The 20387-nt window shown below is 50.5% G+C and carries 22 protein-coding genes and 1 other RNA gene; 16 read left to right on the top strand and 7 right to left on the bottom strand.

Features of this window, described 5'->3' with window-relative positions:
* Positions 1-106: 106 nt before the first annotated feature.
* The 14 genes from DBY95_RS08425 (at position 107) to murU (ending at position 11700) form a co-directional block, all read left to right on the top strand.
* Positions 107-2008 carry a polysaccharide biosynthesis protein gene (locus tag DBY95_RS08425; protein ID WP_107724024.1) on the top strand — a complete coding sequence of 634 codons (1902 nt, stop codon included), beginning with the start codon at positions 107-109 and terminating at the stop codon, positions 2006-2008.
* Positions 2009-2051: 43 nt separating this feature from the next.
* Positions 2052-3179 (top strand): polysaccharide export protein, encoded by a 1128-nt coding sequence (locus DBY95_RS08420; protein WP_107724023.1) that lies wholly within the window; start codon positions 2052-2054, stop codon positions 3177-3179.
* Between the two features lie 170 nt (positions 3180-3349).
* On the top strand, positions 3350-3799 hold the full coding sequence (locus DBY95_RS08415) for a low molecular weight protein-tyrosine-phosphatase (RefSeq protein ID WP_107724022.1): 450 nt from the start codon (positions 3350-3352) through the stop codon (positions 3797-3799).
* A gap of 26 nt (positions 3800-3825) precedes the next feature.
* On the top strand, positions 3826-5985 hold the full coding sequence (locus tag DBY95_RS08410) for a polysaccharide biosynthesis tyrosine autokinase (protein WP_107724021.1): 2160 nt from the start codon (positions 3826-3828) through the stop codon (positions 5983-5985).
* Between the two features lie 135 nt (positions 5986-6120).
* Positions 6121-7110: an NAD(P)H-dependent glycerol-3-phosphate dehydrogenase gene (locus tag DBY95_RS08405; protein ID WP_004520880.1), complete on the top strand. Its 990-nt coding sequence runs from the start codon at positions 6121-6123 to the stop codon at positions 7108-7110.
* Between the two features lie 74 nt (positions 7111-7184).
* Positions 7185-7508: a hypothetical protein gene (locus DBY95_RS08400; RefSeq protein ID WP_036494022.1), complete on the top strand. Its 324-nt coding sequence runs from the start codon at positions 7185-7187 to the stop codon at positions 7506-7508.
* Positions 7509-7519: 11 nt separating this feature from the next.
* Positions 7520-7822, top strand: a complete 303-nt coding sequence (locus tag DBY95_RS08395) for a cell division protein ZapA (protein ID WP_003681511.1) — start codon at positions 7520-7522, stop codon at positions 7820-7822.
* Positions 7823-7830: 8 nt separating this feature from the next.
* Positions 7831-8011: non-coding RNA, 6S RNA (gene ssrS, locus DBY95_RS08390), on the top strand.
* Positions 8012-8190: 179 nt separating this feature from the next.
* Positions 8191-8622: a 50S ribosomal protein L13 gene (gene rplM, locus DBY95_RS08385; RefSeq protein ID WP_003684605.1), complete on the top strand. Its 432-nt coding sequence runs from the start codon at positions 8191-8193 to the stop codon at positions 8620-8622.
* Positions 8623-8634: 12 nt separating this feature from the next.
* A complete protein-coding gene (gene rpsI, locus DBY95_RS08380; RefSeq protein WP_003681515.1) occupies positions 8635-9027 on the top strand; it encodes a 30S ribosomal protein S9 in 393 nt (130 codons plus the stop codon).
* 90 nt (positions 9028-9117) lie between these two features.
* A complete protein-coding gene (locus DBY95_RS08375) occupies positions 9118-9627 on the top strand; it encodes a protein disulfide oxidoreductase (protein ID WP_070607190.1) in 510 nt (169 codons plus the stop codon).
* 339 nt (positions 9628-9966) lie between these two features.
* Entirely contained in the window at positions 9967-10404 is a 438-nt protein-coding gene (hpaR, locus tag DBY95_RS08370; RefSeq protein WP_004520883.1) for a homoprotocatechuate degradation operon regulator HpaR, read from the top strand.
* A gap of 10 nt (positions 10405-10414) precedes the next feature.
* Positions 10415-10915, top strand: coding sequence for a 4-hydroxyphenylacetate 3-monooxygenase, reductase component (hpaC, locus tag DBY95_RS08365; RefSeq protein WP_107724020.1), 501 nt, complete (start codon positions 10415-10417; stop codon positions 10913-10915).
* 86 nt (positions 10916-11001) lie between these two features.
* On the top strand, positions 11002-11700 hold the full coding sequence (murU, locus tag DBY95_RS08360; RefSeq protein WP_107724019.1) for an N-acetylmuramate alpha-1-phosphate uridylyltransferase MurU: 699 nt from the start codon (positions 11002-11004) through the stop codon (positions 11698-11700).
* A 93-nt stretch (positions 11701-11793) separates the two neighbouring features.
* Here murU and rarD read toward each other — a convergent pair whose 3' ends face one another.
* From rarD to DBY95_RS08335, 5 genes are all read right to left on the bottom strand, one after another.
* Positions 11794-12696 carry an EamA family transporter RarD gene (gene rarD, locus DBY95_RS08355; RefSeq protein ID WP_107724018.1) on the bottom strand — a complete coding sequence of 301 codons (903 nt, stop codon included), beginning with the start codon at positions 12694-12696 and terminating at the stop codon, positions 11794-11796.
* Positions 12697-12871: 175 nt separating this feature from the next.
* Entirely contained in the window at positions 12872-13942 is a 1071-nt protein-coding gene (gene tsaD, locus DBY95_RS08350) for a tRNA (adenosine(37)-N6)-threonylcarbamoyltransferase complex transferase subunit TsaD (protein WP_107724017.1), read from the bottom strand.
* A 99-nt stretch (positions 13943-14041) separates the two neighbouring features.
* The gene (gene ccsB / locus DBY95_RS08345; RefSeq protein WP_107724016.1) at positions 14042-15229 is read right to left on the bottom strand and encodes a c-type cytochrome biogenesis protein CcsB; all 1188 of its coding nucleotides are present in this window, start codon (positions 15227-15229) and stop codon (positions 14042-14044) included.
* Positions 15222-17174: a cytochrome c biogenesis protein ResB gene (locus DBY95_RS08340; protein ID WP_199903880.1), complete on the bottom strand. Its 1953-nt coding sequence runs from the start codon at positions 17172-17174 to the stop codon at positions 15222-15224. The genes ccsB and DBY95_RS08340 overlap by 8 nt, the downstream gene beginning before the upstream one ends.
* A gap of 267 nt (positions 17175-17441) precedes the next feature.
* A complete protein-coding gene (locus DBY95_RS08335; RefSeq protein WP_003684518.1) occupies positions 17442-18065 on the bottom strand; it encodes a c-type cytochrome in 624 nt (207 codons plus the stop codon).
* Positions 18066-18280: 215 nt separating this feature from the next.
* On the opposite strand from DBY95_RS08335, the gene yihA reads away from it, so the two are divergent.
* The gene (gene yihA, locus DBY95_RS08330) at positions 18281-18922 is read left to right on the top strand and encodes a ribosome biogenesis GTP-binding protein YihA/YsxC (RefSeq protein WP_070503975.1); all 642 of its coding nucleotides are present in this window, start codon (positions 18281-18283) and stop codon (positions 18920-18922) included.
* A 344-nt stretch (positions 18923-19266) separates the two neighbouring features.
* Positions 19267-19728: a PepSY domain-containing protein gene (locus DBY95_RS08325; protein WP_234394609.1), complete on the top strand. Its 462-nt coding sequence runs from the start codon at positions 19267-19269 to the stop codon at positions 19726-19728.
* A 100-nt stretch (positions 19729-19828) separates the two neighbouring features.
* On the opposite strand, the gene DBY95_RS08320 is transcribed toward DBY95_RS08325, so the two are convergent.
* On the bottom strand, positions 19829-20047 hold the full coding sequence (locus DBY95_RS08320; RefSeq protein WP_070503978.1) for a hypothetical protein: 219 nt from the start codon (positions 20045-20047) through the stop codon (positions 19829-19831).
* Positions 20025-20258 carry an RNA-binding S4 domain-containing protein gene (locus DBY95_RS08315; RefSeq protein WP_002221492.1) on the bottom strand — a complete coding sequence of 78 codons (234 nt, stop codon included), beginning with the start codon at positions 20256-20258 and terminating at the stop codon, positions 20025-20027. The genes DBY95_RS08320 and DBY95_RS08315 overlap by 23 nt, the downstream gene beginning before the upstream one ends.
* Positions 20259-20387: the final 129 nt, after the last annotated feature.

Genomic DNA, 20387 nt, shown 5'->3' with positions numbered 1-20387 from the left:
TTCAGACGGCCTGCAACTTCAGGCCGTCTGAAAAAAGCAAAACAGCCTGCTTCAAACAATCCGTACCAAGCCACATTACAACACTCAGACACACGTAAAAAATAAAATGAACTTGGAAACCCTGCTGGCTCTGCCGCGCAATCTAAAAAAAACCTTCTTCGTCATTCACGATATCTTGATGATATTCGTGGCGTTTTGGTTTGCCCAAAGCCTCAAAGTGCAATACTCCGACGAATGGTTGAGTATCGCCAACTGGCTAGCTTTCGGCAGCACTGCGTTGCTGACCATCATCCTTTTCATCCGTATCGGCCTCTACCGCGCCGTTACGCGCTTCGTCAGCGTCCGCGTCCTGACCGCCGCCGCATTCGGCAGCATTATTTCAGCGGTCTTGTTCTGCCTGACCACCCTGGTTTTTGAGCAAAAACTGCACCTTGCCCTGCCCATCGTCTATTTCTTGGTCTTGGTGGTCGGCGTGACCAGCTCGCGTATGATCCTGCGTGCGATTCTGACCGATCATCACCGCAAACAAATGACCCCCGTCATCATCTACGGTGCAGGCCAATCCGGCCGCCAGTTGTTGGAAGCCATCAAACAGGTTAACGAATACTCGGCCATCGCCTTTGTCGATGACAACCCGAAAATCCAACGTACCGTCATCTATGACCTTGCCGTCTACAACCCCAACGAAATCCCGATGCTGATCAGCCGCTACGGCGTACGCAAAATTCTGCTGGCGATTCCAAGTTCTACGCCGGAAGAACGCAAAGACATCATCCGCCGCCTCGAAGCATACAAATGCGAAGTCCTGACCATTCCGGGCATGAAAGATTTGGTGGACGGCAAAATCAACGTCAGCTCATTGAAAAAAATCTCTGTGGTCGATTTGCTCGGCCGCGCCCCTGTGGCACCGCGCCCTGAATTAATGAGTGCCGACATCAGCGACAAAGTCGTGATGGTGACCGGCGCAGGCGGCTCTATCGGCTCCGAACTTTGCCGTCAGATTCTCAACTGCCGTCCGACCAAACTGCTGTTGTTTGAATTATCCGAATTTGCCCTATACAGCATAGACAAAGAATTGCGCGAAACCCAAGCCGCGCAAGGCAGCCAAGTCGAAGTCGTACCGCTTTTGGGTTCGGTTCAAAACAAAGACCGCCTCAGCAGCATTATGCAAGCCTATCACGTCGACACCGTCTACCATGCCGCAGCCTACAAACACGTCCCTATGGTAGAGTTCAACACCATCGAAGGCATTCAAAACAACGTGTTCGGCACACTCTGCTGCGCGCAGGCTGCCGTAGATGCTGGCGTTTCCACCTTTGTTTTGATTTCCACCGACAAAGCCGTCCGTCCGACCAACACCATGGGCGCCAGCAAACGCATGGCCGAACTCTGCCTGCAAGCGCTTGCCGCCGAGCCAGAACAAAAAACACGCTTCTGCATGGTGCGTTTCGGCAATGTATTGGGTTCGTCCGGCTCCGTTGTCCCGGTATTTGAAAAACAAATTGCCGAAGGTGGCCCGATTACCCTGACCCACCAAGACATTACCCGCTACTTCATGACCATTCCCGAAGCGGCGCAACTGGTTATCCAAGCCGGCGCAATGGGTAAAGGCGGCGACGTATTCGTCCTCGACATGGGCGAATCTGTCAAAATCATCGACCTTGCCCGTCAAATGATTGTCCTCAGCGGTCTCAAAGTCAAAGACGAGCAACACCCGCACGGCGACATCGAAATCAAGATTACCGGCCTGCGCCCGGGTGAGAAACTTTATGAAGAACTGCTCATCGGCGACGAGGTGCAAAAAACCACTCATCCCCGTATTATGACCGCCAGTGAAGTAATGCTTCCATGGACGCAATTATCTGACATACTGTCGGAACTCCAAACCGCTTGTCTCCAAAGCGACCAAAACAGCCTGCGCCAGCTTCTGCTGCGCGCACCGACAGGCTTCGTACCTAAAGACGATATCTGCGACTTGGTTTGGCAACAAAACAATAAGGCCGTCTGAACATTTTCAGACGGTCCGGACACTATCCCGCAAGGACTACTACATGAAAAAAACGCTCTCCCTGCTTACTCTATTCGCACTGACTGCCTGCAACAGCACAACAGTCATTCCTGGTTCAACCATCAAAACCAGAACCAAAACCATTGTTTACACCGATACCGACACCGCAGCCGATACCAACCTCGACAGCCGTGTTGCCGTTTACCCCATCACGCCCAACCTGATTGAAAAAATGCGTACGCCACCCGTACTTTCCCAAGCCAACCAAGGCTTGGAGCAAAGCAAAAGCGCTTACCGCTACCGCATCGGCAGTGGCGATGTCCTCAATATCATGGTTTGGGCGCACTCCGACCTTAATTCCCCCATCCAGCAAAGCAACCCGCAAACCAACCAAGTCAGCCGCGGCGCCTGGGTAGATGAGGGCGGTTATATCACTTACCCGTTGGCAGGCAAAATTCAAGCTAAAGGCAAAACTTTGGACGAATTGCAAAATACCCTGGCCAGCCTTCTGAAACGCTACATCAAAAACCCTCAAGTAGCCATCAACGTTACCGAATTCCGTTCGCAACGTATTTCTGTATCCGGTGCCATCAACCAAGCAGGTCAACTACCGATTACCAATATTCCGATGACCATTTTGGATGCCATCAACCAAGCAGGCGGTGTCACCCAAAGTGCCGACACCCAACACATCAAATGGACGCACAACGGCGTCGACCGCACCATTTCCCTGCAAGACATGCTGCAATACGGCGATATGTCGCAAAACCATCTCCTCAGCCATGGCGACATCGTTTACGTTCCTAACAGCAGCAACAACAAAATCTACATCATGGGCGAAGTCGGCAAACAAGCCACCCTGCCGATCGGCAATCACGGCCTCAACCTGACCCAAGCGCTCGGCGAAGTGGGCGGCATGAACCAAGCCTATGCGGATGCAACCGGCGTATTCGTGATCCGCCGCGTACCTGAAGATGCGGCCAAACCTATCCACATCTACCAGCTCAACCTGAAAGATGCGACCTCTTACGCACTGGGCAGCGAATTCAAACTGCGTTCGGAAGACACCGTTTACGTTACCGCCGCCCCGGTTACCCGCTGGAACCGCGTAATGTCACAAATTACAAACTCCATCAGCAACGTCAACACCCTCGACAATACGTTTAAATAAGCAGTGATTCCTGCTGTCAGACCCTTGTTTGACAGCAGGATACAAAATCACGCACAATCCGACCAAATTACATAAACGGCATATAAAAGCCGTACACACCGCACAAACGGAAAAGTAGTACCTTATAGTCTGACTCACGCTTTTTTCAGACCATAAACCGAAACAATATCATGTACCACAACATACTCATCGTCTGCCTAGGCAACATCTGCCGCTCCCCCACCGCAGAGCGGATCATGCAGAAAAAACTACCCGGCCGCCGCATCAGCAGCGCCGGCATAAAAGCACTGGCAGGTAAGGATGCCGATTTCCAAGCCATCAAAACCGCACTCAAACACGGCGTTATCGTTGCAGGCCATACGGCACGCCAACTGACCGCCCCAATGTGCGAACAGGCCGATTTGATTCTCGTCATGGAGCCCTGTCAAATCGACATGGTGGCCGACATCCATCCGCCGGCACGCAGCAAAACCATGCTGTTTGCCCAATGGTTGCCTAAAAAAACCGTACCTGACCCATACAAACAAAGCAGTGAAATGTTTGAAGCCGTTTTTGAACAGCTCAATACTGCCGCAGACACTTGGAAAACCAAACTACACGGAAAAACTCAACCGGTATAAAACCGGCATGAACAAGAAAGCAAGCAATGAAAAAAACGACCTACACACCTTACAGCGCAGACAACGACGAAATCGACTTCGGCCAACAGCTGCGAGTAATTTGGACAAATAAATACAAAATCCTCGCCGCCCTGCTTGCAGGCGGTATTCTTGGCGCAGCCTTCAGCCTGGCATCCACTCCGCAATACCGTGCCGACGCCATGCTGGAAATTGAAACGCGACAAAACCAAATCCTGACTGAAATCAACAGCATCTTCAACAACCAAACCACGCCGTCTGAAGCAGAAGTCGAGTTGGTTCAATCACGCCTGGTGCTGGGTAAAACCGTTGACGACCTTCAGCTTGACCAAGAAGTCAAAGCCAAATACACACCCGTTATCGGCAGCCTGATGCACAACATCAGCGGCGACCCCGATCCCAAACTGACCGTCGGCAGCTTTACCGTACAAGACGAATGGTTCAACAAAACCTTCACGCTGACCGCCAAGAGCAACAAAGCCTATACCCTTACCCTGCCTGACAAACGCGTTGTCGAAGGTAAGGTCGGCGTGCCTCTGAAAATCAACAATCAAACCACCCTCAAAATCGATCAAATCCTGGCCAACCCGGGTCAAGAATTTGCGTTAACCAAGTTCTCCCGCATCAGCGCCATCGAAAACATCCAAAACAAACTGGCGGTCATCAGCAAAGGTAAAACCAGCCCCATCATCAACCTTACCTTTACCGGCACCGACCCTAAACGTACCAGCGTCATCCTCAACAGCATTGCCGACAACTACGTTGCGCAAAATCGCGAACGCGACGTCCAAGTTGCATCCAGCGGATTGGCTTTCATCAGCGAAGAATTGCCACGCTTGAAAGAAACCTTGCAAGATGCTGAAAACAAACTCAATGCCTACCGCCAACAATCAGGTTCCCTCGACATCCCGCTCGAGTCCAAAGGCGCATTGGAAAGCCTGACCGGCATCGAAACCCAAATTACCCTGCTCAAAACCGAAGAAGCAGGTTTGGCCGAGTTGTACACGCCGGAACACCCTTCCTATAAAGCCGTATTGGACAAACTCTCCGTTCTCGAGCGCGCTAAAAACAAAATCAACCAACAAATCGCCGAGTTGCCGAACACCCAACAAGAAGTTATCCGCCTGACCCGTGACGTAGAAACCAACCAAGCAACCTACGTCCAACTGTTGAGCAAACAACAAGAACTCAACATCATGAAAGCCAGTGCGCAAGGTAATGTCCGCATCGTCGATTATGCCTATGTCCCTGAAAACCCCGTTGCACCGCGCAAAACCGTCATCACGCTCCTGAGCGCACTTGCCGCAGGCTCATTGACCGCTTTGTGGCTGATGATTCGCAACCGCATGAAAAACGGCATTACTTCATCTGAAGAAATCGAAAACCTCAATTTGGAAGTCGTCGCTCTTGTTCCGCACTCCAAAACCCAGCAAAAACGCGACTTCTTCAAAAGCAAATTCAAGAAAACCGGCGGCCGTTCCAACTATCTGCTGGCCAGCGAAGACCGTGCCGACACGGCAGTCGAAGCCATCCGCGCCCTGCGCACCAATATCTACTTTTCCATGCTGGACGCGCCTAACAACGTCCTCATGATTACCGGTGCCTCGCCTGAGGCAGGCAAGTCCTTTATCTCCGCCAACCTCGCCGCCGTAATGGCGCAATCGGGCAAACGCGTCCTGCTTATCGATACCGATATGCGCAAAGGCTACCTCGACCGACTCTTCGGCCTTACCCCCGAGTTCGGCTTGTCTGACATCCTAAGCGGCAAAGCGGCTCCGGCCAAAGCCGTACAAGAGACCGGCATTGAAAACCTCCACCTCATCAGCAGCGGCAGCTATCCTAGCAATCCGTCCGAGCTTTTGATGGACAACCGTTTCAACGAATTGCTCGCCCACGCGCGCCAACGCTACGATTACGTCATCTTGGACACGCCGCCCGTATTGGCCGTGACCGACGCCGTCATCATCGGCCAACATGCAGGCACCGTCCTGATGATCAGCCGTTATGCGCACACGCGTGCACGAGAGCTTGAGGCCAGCGTCGAACGCCTCAAACAAAACCACATCAACATCAAAGGTGTCGTCCTCAACGGCATGAAGCGCGAAGCCAACAACAGCTACGACTACTACGCCTACGATGCCTACCATTCCGGTAACAATAAATCATAAACCGAAGCAGGCCGTCTGAACTTTCAGACGGCCTAAGGCTTTTTAAACGGCACAAAATATTTTTCACAAACGCCGCCCTTGCACCCCAAAGCCGTTTGTTTTAAAGTAAGCTCCGTTCCCATATGGAAGAGAAACATGAAAATTACCGTCATCGGCGCAGGTTCGTGGGGTACAGCTCTCGCGTTGCACTTTGCGCACCACAACAATGAAGTTGCCCTTTGGACACGCAATCCTGACCAAATCCGCACCCTGCAAGCAGATCGCGAAAACAAACGCGGCCTGCCCGGCTTCCCTTTCCCTGAGTCCCTGACCGTTCACGCCGATTTGGGCGAAGCGCTGAAAGACAGCCAACTTGCCCTGATCGTTACCTCCGTAGCCGGCCTCAGAAGCAGCGCCGAGCTGCTCAAACAGCATAACGCCGCCGATATTCCCGTTCTCGCAGCCTGCAAAGGTTTTGAACAAGATACCGGCCTCCTGACTTTCCAAGTACTGAAAGAAGTCCTGCCTAACAATAAAAAAATCGGCGTTCTCTCAGGACCGAGCTTTGCCCAAGAACTTGCAGCTCAACTGCCTTGCGCCGTCGTGTTTGCTTCCGAAAACAAAGACTGGGTGGAAGAAACTACTGCCCAACTGAACACCAACGTAATGCGCCTGTACGGCAGCACCGACGTCATCGGCGTCGCTGTGGGCGGTGCCGTTAAAAACGTCATGGCGATTGCCACCGGCCTTTCAGACGGCCTTGAATACGGCCTCAATGCACGCGCAGCCCTAGTAACGCGCGGCCTCGCCGAAATCACCCGCCTTGCCATCGCCATGGGCGCGCAACCCAAAACCATGATGGGTTTGGCCGGCATCGGCGACCTTATCCTGACCTGTACCGGCGCACTCTCGCGCAACCGCCGCGTCGGCCTCGGCCTCGCAGAAGGCAAAGAGTTGCATCAAGTGCTTGTCGAAATCGGTCACGTTTCCGAAGGTGTCAGCACCATTGAAGAAGTCTTCAACACCGCCGCCAAATACCAAATCGATATGCCCATCACTCAAACCCTGCTGCAACTCATCCGCAAAGAAATGACCCCGCAGCAAGTCGTTGAACGACTGATGGAACGAAGCGCTCGCTTCGAATAAACGGTCGCGCCGTCTGCCATTCAGACGGCCTGACGCACAATATGACGGCCATAAGGCCGTCTGAAGGGAAACACATGAACCAATCACTGAACAATCTGGAAATCAACGTTTACCAACTTGTCCAAAAATTTGAAACGCTGGTTTCAGAAAACCGCCGTCTCAACGAAGAAATCGACAGACTCAAACTCGAGCAAGAGCAACAAAAACGCCAACACGACGCGGCCATTGACGAACTCAGCGAAGCCTTGCTGGTTCAAGTCGGCAAACTCAAAGAAGACCTGCAAAGCAAAATTGACAACCTGACTGCCGAAAAAGAAAACTACCGCAACGCGCTGGCCCAAAGCGCAGACCAAATCCGCAGCCTCATTGCCCGATTGCCCCAAGAAACACAACAATAAAAGGATGCCCCGTGAGTATCGAACAAGTCAATCTCGACATCATGAATGTCAACTTCACCATCAACACACCGAGTGAAGAAAAAGCCACCCTTCTGCAAGCCGTTGAAATGCTCAACAAGAAAAGCGATGCGATTAAAGAAAGCGGCCGCATCGTCGGCACAGACAAAATCGTCGTCATGGCAGCCCTCAACGTCGTACACGACCTCTTGAAAACCACCCTCAACGACGATTTGGCAATCGGTGAATTTGAGCGTAAAATAACCGACATGAACAACGCGTGCCAAAAAGCACTGGCGCGCTTGGAGCAAAACTGATTTCCCCCTTTTCCCTGCGGTGTTCGCGAAGGCATATATTCCTTTGAACCAATACGTTCGCTTTAGGTTGCCGGGAGTTGTAGTGGGCGCGAGCGTCCGTTTATCGGACGCACCCGAAACTACCCGAGGTGACCGCCTTGTCAGCAAGGTTCAAGCGGATTCAGCCTAAACGGCACTCGTGGGGATTCCCTAAAAAAAGCCATACCGACAGGTGTGGCTTTTCCCTTTCCAAGTAAAGACTTTCGTAAAGATTTCCGGCCGTCTGAAAAAACCGCATATTCATGCATCAAACACACTCAATTAAGATTGACAAAAACCAATCTCCTCTTTAAAATCCATAACTTTCTATATATATCTGGATTCCAACCATGAAAACCTTCTCTGCAAAACCCCACGAGGTGAAGCGCGAATGGTTCGTCATTGACGCAGAAGACAAAGTTCTGGGTCGTGTCGCAGCCGAAGTCGCACACCGTCTGCGCGGCAAACACAAACCCGAATACACCCCTCACGTTGATACCGGCGACTACATCATCGTCATCAACGCAGACAAACTGCGCGTGACCGGTGCTAAATTCGAAGACAAAAAATACTTCCGTCACTCTGGTTTCCCAGGCGGCATCTACGAGCGTACTTTCCGCGAAATGCAAGAGCAATTCCCAGGCCGCGCTTTGGAACAAGCCGTAAAAGGCATGTTGCCTAAAGGTCCTCTGGGCTACGCCATGATCAAAAAACTGAAAGTGTACGCCGGTGCCGAACACGGCCACGCTGCACAACAACCTAAAGTTTTGGAACTGAAATAATAAGGACACGACATGAACGGTAAATACTACTACGGCACAGGCCGCCGCAAAAGTTCAGTGGCTCGTGTATTCTTGACTAAAGGTACCGGCCAAATCATCGTAAACGGCCGTCCCGTTGACGAATTCTTCGCACGTGAAACCAGCCGCATGGTTGTACGTCAACCTCTGGTTCTGACTGAAAATGCCGAATCTTTCGACATTAAAGTTAACGTAACCGGTGGCGGCGAAACCGGTCAATCCGGCGCCATCCGTCACGGCATCACCCGCGCCCTGATCGACTTCGACGCAGCTCTGAAACCAGCTCTGTCTCAAGCAGGCTTCGTTACTCGCGATGCTCGTGAAGTTGAACGTAAAAAACCTGGTTTGCGCAAAGCACGTCGCGCAAAACAATTCTCCAAACGTTAATACGTTTCCAGAATCGAATCAAAAGCCTTGCTCTGCAAGGCTTTTTCCATTTATCAAACAATCATTCAATCTTTTTTCACGGCACAATACATGACGAAAACCCTGCTCCACTACGCCAAATCATTGCTTCAGGCCGTGATTATTTTCATTTTTCTCTCCTTGATTGTCGACTGGGTACGCAAACCCGACCAACCCTTACAATCAGCAGCGCAAACCCTCACTCTAACCAACGGTCAAACCACTTCCCTCCAATCTTTCAGCCAGAACCGTGTTGCCGTTGTTTACTTTTGGGGTAGCTGGTGCGGTATTTGCTCGTACACATCGCCGACCATAGAAAAACTGCATCAAGACAATATTCCGACTCTGGGTGTAGCCTTACGCTCCGGAAGCGACAATGATATTGCCCGCCATATGCAAGAAAACAATCTATCCTTTCCAAACTTCAATGATTCAGACGGCCTAATGGCTCAAAAATGGAACATAGCCGTCACTCCGACCATTATCATATTAAAAGATGGCAAAATGATTCATCACACATCCGGACTTTCCAGTTATATCGGCTTAAAAATCAGAATTTACTTGGCAAATATCTTCAGCTAAATTCATTGAAAATCCACTAAAAATAGAAAATTTAAAGAATAATTTCACCTGAATATATTCAACCAATTCCATTTCATAAATAAATAAACTATCTCTTTCCCAATAACATATGATTTTGTTGAGATTATAAAGAAAATAGACTAAGATATAACCATAAGAACAATTGGAAACATTATTATCAAAACAAACTGTTAGAGATCTTCATCTAATATTGTGGCAGTGATGCTTTTGTTCCCATGACCCGGCGGCCGACGGCAGCCTTAAAACAGCAATATTCGCCTTTATCAATCTACCTCACGCTTCAACGGTTTGATTTTTGATAACACCGGAGACTTAGTAATGCCCAACCAATCTAAACATGCATCTATCAATATCGGTCTGATTCAGGCACGGGAAGCATTGATGACCCAATTCCGCCCTATTCTGAACCAAGCCAATATTACTGACCAGCAATGGCGTATCATCCGGCTCTTAGCGGAAAACGGCACACTCGACTTTCAAGATTTGGCCAATCAGGCCTGCATCCTCCGTCCCAGCCTGACCGGCATTCTGACCCGCTTGGAAAAAGCAGGTTTGGCCGTGCGCTTGAAGCCTTCCAACGACCAACGCCGCGTTTATCTGAAACTGACGCCCGAAGGCGAGAAACTCTATGAATCCACCGGCGCATTGGTTGACGAGCGCTATGACGCAATTGAAAAAGTCCTCACCAAAGAAAAAATGGCACAACTCAAAGAACTCTTGGCAGAGCTGGCAAAAATCGAACAGGCATTAAAATAAAGCGAGCCGGATGACAGATTCAACACACACACTCAAGAGATCTTTCCGAGATGCCATGGCCTCCTGTGCCGCTGGTGTACACGTTATCACGACAGACGGTGAAGCAGGGCGCTATGGCATTACTATGACTGCCGTAACTGCCGTTACCGACGAGCCGCCGACGGTCATGCTGTGCATCAACCGCCAATCCGCCATCATTCCCATCCTGCAAGGCAACCGTGATTTGTGTATCAACATACTCAACGACGGCCAGCAGGATGTCGCCGAACACTTTGCCGGACTGACCGACCTCTCACCCGAAGAACGCTTCGAATACCATATTTGGCACAGGGGGCAAACCGGACAGCTCGAAGTCGAAGGCGCGCTGGCGCACCTGCATGGCAGCATTGTCGATCAACGCGAAATCGGCACGCATTACGTCTTTTTCGTTCAGCTCAACGAAATCCGCAATACCGACACGCAAGCGCCAGCATTGCTGTATTTCCGTAGGCAATTCAAATCTTTGGCATAAATAAGGGTCTCAGGCCGTCTGAAACATCGGTTTCATTTTTCAGACTGCCTGAGACTTTTTCTGTTTCACACATTATAGGCACACCCATGAAAGCAATGATATTGGCCGCCGGTCGCGGCGAACGCATGCGCCCGCTGACCGACCACACACCCAAACCCTTACTCGAAGTGGCAGGCATGCCGCTTATCGGCTGGCACTTACGCCGCCTGCGGAAGGCCGGCTTTACTGAAATCGTCATCAACCATGCCTGGCTTGGCCAGCAAATCGAAGACACCTTGAAAGACGGTTCAGCCTACGGCGTACACATTGCCTATTCTCCCGAGCGCGCCGGAGGCCTGGAAACTGCCGGAGGCATTGCCACCGCTCTGCCGCTTTTGGGCAACGAGCCGTTTTTGGTCGTCAATGGCGACGTGTTGACCGACATTGATTTCCAAGCTGCACGACTGGCTGCCCAGCGCATACAGGAACACAACCTTCTCGCCCATTTGTGGCTGGTGGACAATCCGCCCCATCATCCCGAAGGCGACTTTGGCCTGCTTTCAGACGGCCTGGTATCCGCATCATCCGCAGACGGCCAAGCCCTGACTTTCAGCGGTGTGGGCGTTTATCATCCCGCGCTTTTCAAAGACACCCCGGCACACCAGGCTGCCAAGCTTGCCCCTCTGTTGTGTCAAGCCATGAGCCAAAACCAAATCAGCGGCGAACACCACAACGGCCTTTGGTTGGACGTCGGCACAGTCGAACGTCTGCAAGAAGCCGACCGTATCGCCGCCCAAAGCTGGTAAAACAAAAGGGGCGTATCCGATACGTCCCTTTCAATATCAAAGGCCGTCTGAAAATATTGACCAACTCAGTTTTCAGACGGCCTTAATCTATCATCAAGCTTTAGCCAATTTTTTTTCTTTCTTCATTCCCAACAAGCCATTGACAATCATCACGCACAATCCCGACCAAATCAGTCCGTAGCCGATCAATGCGCCTTTTTGCACCGGCTCGCCCAGCCATACAATCGACACAATAAAAAGCAATACAGGCTCCAAATAGCTCAACATACCGAACACCGCCACCGGCAGAAACTGATTTGCCTTTAAATTCAAATGCATGGATATTGCACTATTAAAACCCAGCAACACAATAAAAAAGATTAAAACCGGTTTGGCCGCAATCATCGCCGGAGTATCCGTTGCCAGCACAATATACGCCAACGCAAACGGCGTAATCATCAACAAATCAAAGGTCAGCCCGATTAAGGAAGGCACGCCCAGCTTGCGGCGCAGCAGATAATACAACGGATAAGTACCGAACACCCATACAGTCGTCCACGAAAACGCGCCCGACCGCACCAATTCACATGCCACGCCTGCACACGCCAAGATTACCGCCACCCTCTGCAACCGGTTCAAACGCTCTTTAAACCAAATCCGTCCGCCCAGCATCATTGCTAAAGGAAACATGAAATAACCCATGGCAATGTTTACTCCTTCCCCATTGACCGGCCCCCAGACAAACAGCCACAACTGGCTGGCAAATATCGGCGTCGGCAATACAATCAGCAGCCACCGTTTCCAATCCCGGCCGACGCCATAAGCAAAACGCATTGCCGCTTGCCAACCGTTGACCATCGTCATCAGCACGCACAAAGCCGACAGCATGGCGACCATGCGCCAGGCAAACACCTCCGTCCCCGTCATCGGCCGCATCCACATACCGTACAGAAACAGCATGGAAAACAACAAATTGGACGCTATCGCAGCCAGCAAACCTTTGGATAAATTCGTCATTTCAGACGGCCTTTTGCAATCAATCAAAGTTAATATTGTAGAAAAAACGGATGAAAAAATTACTCATCTTTTTGAATGAAGTTTTACCGCAAACATCCGTTTCATTAAAGGCCGTCTGAAAACCCTGTCTTCAGGTTTTCAGACGGCCTTTCATTGCACCGAAGCAGTCTAATTATCAACCCTGCTTCACAATATCCGACAGCGGCCAGCGCGGCTTGACATTGAATGCGCCGACAGCCTGACGCTCGGCAAGACGCATCGCGCCGGCAAAGGCAATCATTGCGCCGTTATCAGTGCAATATGCCATCGGTGGGAAATAGACGTTGATTTTTTCTTCCTGCGGTTTGGGTTTGCCTTTTTCAGACGGCATTTTGACGGTTAAGCGCGAAAATTCATCACGCAGTTTCCAGTTTGCACCCACGCCGCCGGCAACCACCAAAGTTCTGAAGCCGGTATCCAACAACGCTTTTTTGGCTTTGGCCGCCAATACGTCAACCACCGCATCTTGGAAAGCGCGGCAAATATCGTTACGCGTCTGTTCGGGAATTTCATCGCTGCCGGTTTCAGTGCGGACTTTTTCGACAGCGGTCAAAACGGCTGTTTTCAAACCCGAAAAGCTCATCTGTAAATCGTGCGAATGGAGCATAGGACGTGGGAATATGAAGGCATCAGGCGTGCCGAGTTTAGCCAACTCGGATAATTTGGCACCACCGGGATAAGGCAGGCCCAAAAGCTTGGCCGTTTTATCAAACGCTTCGCCTGCCGCATCGTCCACGCTTTCACCCAGCAAGGTGTAATCGCCGATACCGCGTACAGCCATAAATTGCGTATGTCCGCCCGACACCAGCAAAGCGACAAATGGAAATTCAGGCTTGTCGTCTGCCAACAAAGGCGAGAGCAAATGGCCTTCAAGATGGTGGACAGGGATAATGGGCTTACCGATGGCAAATGCCAACGCATTGGCAAAGCCTGAACCGGCCAGCAATGCACCGCCCAAGCCCGGACCTTGCGTAAAGGCAACTGCGTCAATATCGGCATAGCCTACGCCTGCTTCCTTCAAGCAACCTTGCGTCAACGGCACGACACGGCGGATATGGTCACGGCTGGCCAATTCGGGGACAACGCCGCCGTATTCGGCGTGCATCGCCATTTGTGTGTGCAAATGATGCGCCAACAGGCCGCGCTCAGTATCGTAGAGCGCAACGCCGGTTTCGTCGCAAGATGATTCAATTCCTAATACCAACATGGTTTGAGGCCGTCTGAAAAAATGATTAAAAACGATTCAGACGGCGTTTTCTCCGAAAACGGAAAAAGGCCGTCTGAAATAAAGTGCAGAATAAGCGGTTTACAAAGTGCCGTAAGAATGCAGGCCGCTCAAGAACATATTCACGCCGATAAAGGCAAAGGCGGTAATGACCAGACCGATGACTGCCCACCAAGCCAACACCCTGCCGCGCCAGCCTGCCACCAGCCGCAAATGCAACCAAACAGCGTAATTCAGCCAAACGATGAATGCCCAAGTTTCTTTCGGGTCCCAGCTCCAATAGCGACCCCACGCATCGGCCGCCCACAATGCGCCGAGGATGGTGGCAATCGTGAAGAACAGGAAACCGACGGCAATCGCTTTGTACATGACTTCTTCAATGACTTGCGAGTGTGGCAGCCATGATTTTTGGCCCGCATCTTCTTTTCTGAGCGCCAGCAGTTCGGCAATACCCAGCATGGCGGCGATACAGAATGCACCGTAGCCGATAAAGTTGGCCGGAACATGGATTTTCATCCACCAAGACTGCAAAGCCGGAATCAGCGGCTGAATGGCATGAGCCTCGCGTGAAACGCTGTACCATAAGACAAATCCGACCACAATTGCCATAAAGCTGAAGACGAAGCCACCCAGTTTTTGTACGGCAAAACGGCCTTCGTAATAGAGGTACATCAGTGCCGTAATGACCAAGAACAAGATGAATACTTCGTAAAGGTTGGAAACCGGAATATGACCGGCATCGGGACGCAGCAGATAGCTTTCATGCCAGCGTACCAGCAAACCGACAAAGCCCGCCATCGCGGAAACCCACGCAAACACGGTACCCATGCCCAAAAGCGTATTGGTCGGCACATTTTTGCGCACCGCCGCTATCGCGCCGACGATATAGGCAAACAAGGCAAAGAACACAAACGCGCATTGCCACATAATCGCCGACTGGCTGCTTAACAGGTATTTGAGCAGGAAGCCGTCTGCGCGTTTGATGTCGCCCCCATACAAATCAACGGCCAAATACGCCAAGCACACGCCCAAAGGGATAAACCAGCGCATCGGTTTGAAAAACCAACCCAGAAAAACGGCAATACCGGCACTCACCCACAAAATTACCATTTCGTAGATGTCCATATGCAGACCAGCCTGGGTTTGGGCAATAAACGCACCGACTGCAATCAGCAGCGCGAATGCCCAGTCGAAAAGGTTGAGGTTTCGGATAAATGATTTGTGTGTCAGAAGCTCATGCTCGGGCAAGGCCTGATGTTTGTTATTCATGGTTCAAATCCTTGGCAAGCTGCTGCAATTGCCGTGTGTGTTGCGGAAATTCTTTCTGCAAGTCGCGTTCGTTGCGGCTGGAAGACATGGCAAAACGGATACGGCCGTCTGAAAACAGCAGCCAAGCACGTTTTTCACGAATATAGAACATAAACACCGTACCCAACACCAGCAATACCGAACCCAAATACACCAAGAATGCGCCCGGCGAACGGGTCATCTGCAATCCGGAAGAGCGCACTTCGGAATAGCCGTCCAATTGCAGCAACATCGGCGCAGGATACTCGGTCAAACCGGTGTACGCGTCCATTGCATGCAGCAGGAAGCGGTTGCGCTTTTCGTCTTGCGGCCAAGCCGGCAGATTGTATGTGCTGATCGTATCTTCCAAAGCGGCATTCATCACGCCATAGAGCATCTCGTAGAAATAGCCCTGCATTTTTTCCTGCTGATCTTTGGGAATGTTAGTGGTAACAAACTCGTCCAAAGCCAAATAGCCGCCTTTGGCAAAAATCGACAAAGTGTTTTCCGCCGCCGCCATAAATTGCTCGCGGATTTCGGCGGGGGCACCTTTGACGGCATTGGCAACGGTTTTACGGCGTGCCGTATCGTTTTTCAGATATTGGCGCAAAGCCATAAAGGTGTCGATTTGGCCGTTTTTATCCATCGGAATGCGCAACCAACGGTATTGCTGCGCCAAGCCGCTGCGCGTGCCGGTAATGAAGAAATAGTCTTCATCTTGTTTCAGCGGCAACATATAGTTTTTATATTCGACCGCCTGCCCCGCTTTGTCGCGGATGCGGTAAACGATAGACGGGCCGATATTGGTGTATTTTTTGTCTTCCTGACGGACGGAGCGAACATCGTTGAGGGCGGATTTCAGGTTTTGCTCTTTTTCAGACGGCTCGCTCATGTCTTCGACATTTATCGAAGTAAACTGGTCGAATTCCAGTTTATAAGAAGCCTTGCCCAAATCCAGCGGAAACTCGCGCATGGAAGTCGCTTTGAGTTTGACCGGAGTGCGGTCGGCATCGGCCAGATTCCACGCTTTAAACGTCAAATCCGAGCCGCCGTCGGCGAAACTTGCCTGATAAACCGTAATACCGTGCAGCGTCAAAGGATGGTTGACGCGGATGGTGTGTTCGCTGACTTTGCCGGTTGCCTTGTCCGTGACTTCCAAGTCGCTGGCGAAATCGCGCGGCATCCCGGTATCGTAAAAGTCGATATGGAATTTCTTCAATTTGACGGAAAACGGCAAGTCTTGCACCAGCATGCCGTTATCCGCATTCAGAAACACTACGTCCGCACTCTGCCCTTCTGAAATATTGACATTGCCCCTAAACGACAAATTGGACGCCCCCAACACACTTTCTGGCTTAAAGTCTTTGGCGTAAACCGCCGTATTGTCCGGCACGACCCGACCGGTGAGCATACCGATTTTCAGCAGGATGTTGCTGTCTATCAAACCACCCAAACAAATCACAATCAGCGCAGCATGGGCAAAGATATAGCCCCATTTGTTCATCGCGCCTTTTTTCGCCGCCACCAAAACCGAACCGTCTTCACGCGTAACGGTTTTGCAGCCGTAGCCCTGCACTTCCAAATAACGTTGCGCGACTTCGGGCGTTACCTGTCCGTCTAAAACGATGGAATGGCGCATTGCCGCCAGTGATTTTTCCTTCGCGTTTTCACGGAAGGAACGAATCTCGCGCAAAAACGGCGGAACATTGCGAATCAGGCACAATCCGGTGGAAATCACCAAAAACATCATGATGACAACGAACCACGCCGAGGCATACACGTCGTACAGGCCCAAAAAGCCGAAAATCTGCGACCAAAACGGGCCGAATTTCACCAAATAATCGACTTGTGGCTGATTTTGTTGCAAGACCGTACCGATAATCGAAGCCACGCCCAACAGGCTAAGCAGGGCAACGGCAAAGCGCATGGAGCTGAAAAAGGCAAACCATGGTCTACGGATAAGTGGGACGGATGATGAAGATTTACTCATGTCTCAAATGTCGGCTTGGGGCAACCCGATCGGTAGAACGGACTGCAATGACGTGTGATGCGAAAGGAAGAATACTGCATATTGTAGTAAAAATCTTTCTGTCGCTATTTGAAAAAAACAATCAGGCTTATCGGCCTATATTGGCTAAGGCCGTCTGAAGGGTTTTCAGACGGCCTGTATCAATAAGCTCGTTTCAAAACGAAATTAGTGCAAACCTTGGATGAAGTTGGCTACTGCGTTCAACTCTTCTTCGCTCAGACGGTTGGCAATATCGGCCATGATGGCGTTTTTGCGTTGGCCGGATTGGTAAGCTTTCATTTGCTCGACAACGTAAGCTTTGTGTTGGCCGCCCAGACGAGGATAGGCTTGGATTTCAGTACCGCCGCCAGGGATACCTGCGCCGCTAGGACCGTGGCAAGACATACATGCCGGCAGTTTTTTAGCGCTCAGGCCGCCGCGATAGATTTTCGCGCCCAGCTCTGGGTTTTCTTTAGGATTGGCTTCGCCCGGTTTGCCTTGTTGTTTAGCGTAGTAGGCGGCAGCGTCGCGGATGTCTTGTTCGGACAAGTTCATCACCATCGGTTTCATCACGCCGGCAGCACCGTGGGTACGGGTACCGTCTTTGATGGCCATGGTTTGACCGTAGGTGTAGGCCGCAGCCTGACCTGCCAGTTTAGGATAAGTTGCGATACCGCTGTTACCATCGGCTGCGTGACACGCCGCACAGATAGTAGTCGCTACCTGTTTGCCTTTTTCAGCATCTGCTTTAGGGGCAGCGGAAACCGCACCGGCAGCCAATACCAAGGCCAATAAAGTCAATCGTTTCATGGAGTGCTCCTGATTACAGCATTGCGTACCGCGTCAATGCCTTTTTTATACTCAAATACCGGGGAATTTTCCCGATTAAAACCGATAATTCTATAAACGTGCTATTCTATACCAAGTTTACATTAAATTACTACTCAAATTACCAAACTGCTGCAACATAAATGCCCGATACAAATTATGATGTTGCAGTTTTGTTTCCATGCAAGGAAATACTGATGAACCTTTTTCAAAACGCCAAATTCTTTACAACGGTCAACCATTTGAAAGACCTGCCCGACACGCCGGCCGAGATTGCCTTTGTTGGCCGAAGCAATGCCGGCAAATCTAGCGCCATCAATACTTTAACTAATCATGTGCGCCTTGCCTATGTTTCCAAAACACCGGGCCGCACCCAACACATCAATTTCTTTGAACTGGAAAACGGCAATTTCATGGTCGATTTGCCCGGCTACGGCTACGCGCAAGTACCGGAGGCCATCCGTGCGCACTGGGTCAAACTCTTGGGCGACTACCTGCAACAACGCCGCCAACTGATCGGCCTGATTTTGATTATGGACTCGCGCCATCCGCTCAAGGCTTTAGACATTCAGATGCTGGACTTCTTCCACATCACCGGCCGTCCTGTGCATATCCTGCTGTCAAAAGCAGACAAGCTGTCTAAAAACGACCAGATTAAAACTTTGGCAGCGGTAAAAAAATCACTCAAACCCTACACTGAGCGTCAAAAAATCAGCGTTCAACTGTTCTCCAGCCTGAAAAAACAAGGCATGGACGAAGTCAATCAAGTGGTCGGCTCATGGTTTGACGCGCATCGCGAAGAAATCAAGAATCTTGCAGGCGAAGCATCGCCTGAATGATTGTAAAACAAGGCGGAATAAGATAAGTTGACCAACCGCAAATCTTATTCCGTCATTTGGTTTCTCACCATCGCGTTTACCATTTAATCCGGGGCATGTCTCACACATGCCCTTTTTTCATCACGCTTTTTTGTTTTCACACGCAAACCACAATCCCCACCAAATATGCCATCACAACATATTAGCAAGGCCGTCTGAAAGCGCGGATTCGATCTCCATTATTATTTAAAGTGTTAATTTTAGTATTGCAACCCATTACACATCTTAGCGTTTTGCTCATGTTCAGCTAATTGTTGAGGCATAGAATACATTCATCGTTCAACAACACAGTAGGAAAGAAAATCATGAAACGCATTAACGCTTTTATTTCAAAAAAACTCATCATTGCCGGTATTATTGCTTCAAGTTTGGGCGTTGCCGGTGCGGCAGGTACCATGGCTTTCAAAGAAGGTATGTTCGCAAAGGTTTCCGGCCAGCAAGCAGCCGCAGCAGCGGTAGCAGAAGTGGGCGGCGTCGTTAAAGATGTCGATTACAAATACAAACAACATTTGGGCGGCCGTTACAAAGTAGAAATCTTGAAAGACGGCGTCGAATACGAAGCTTTGGTTGATGCTCAAAACGGCAAAGTATTGGCAGTAGCACAAGATGACGATCAGGACAAACGACACTTTGGTAAACATGATAAGCATCATAAACATGACAATGCCGAGCCCTCTTCATCGCAAAATACAGATTATCAGGCTCCTGCCGATGCTGCACCTGGCACACCTGAAAATGCAACCGCTTCCGAGGTAACACAATCTTAATTTAAACTTTAAAAAAGCCAATGCCGTCTGAAACTTTCAGACGGCATTGGCTTTAATGCAGCATTGTTTGAAACACAGCTCCTATCAAGCCCAATCATTTTCAGACGGCCTTTGCACCATCTTCGCCGTCTATCCAACCTGCTTCTTTCAATTTCCTCTGTTGCGCATCATATCGGGCTTTTTCCACCCAATACATTGTCTGGATACAGGCATCGCCGCATTCGCTGCCGCAACATTCCCACGACTCAGGACGGACGGGTTCGTCTAAAAGCGGTTCGCCCAAGATGGCTTCGGCTTTATTCTTCAGGGTCGTATCCATCGGCAATTTCCAAGCGTGCGCCGTCAAATTCAATCACTTCGCCGCCACGTATTTTGGCGGTTTTACGGGTTTCGGTTTCGCCGTTGCGCAACACCAGCCCTTCGGCGATAAATGCTTTTGCCTGTCCGCCGCTTTCGGCAAGGCCGGCCAGTTTCAACAGGTCGCACAAAGCGATGTATTCATTGTCTTCAAGATAGACTGTTGCTTCCATCATTCAATCCTTTCCAATAATGGCGATATTTTAACATGGCCGTCTGAAAGAAAGCCCCCTTCTGTTTTATTTGCTTTATCCAAACCCATTACATTTGGTTTTCAGACGGCCTTTAGCTGCCAACCCTGC

This window comes from Neisseria subflava, assembly GCF_003044935.1.
Classification (GTDB): Bacteria; Pseudomonadota; Gammaproteobacteria; order Burkholderiales; family Neisseriaceae; genus Neisseria; species Neisseria subflava_E.
This window is presented reverse-complemented; position numbering and strand designations above follow the sequence as displayed.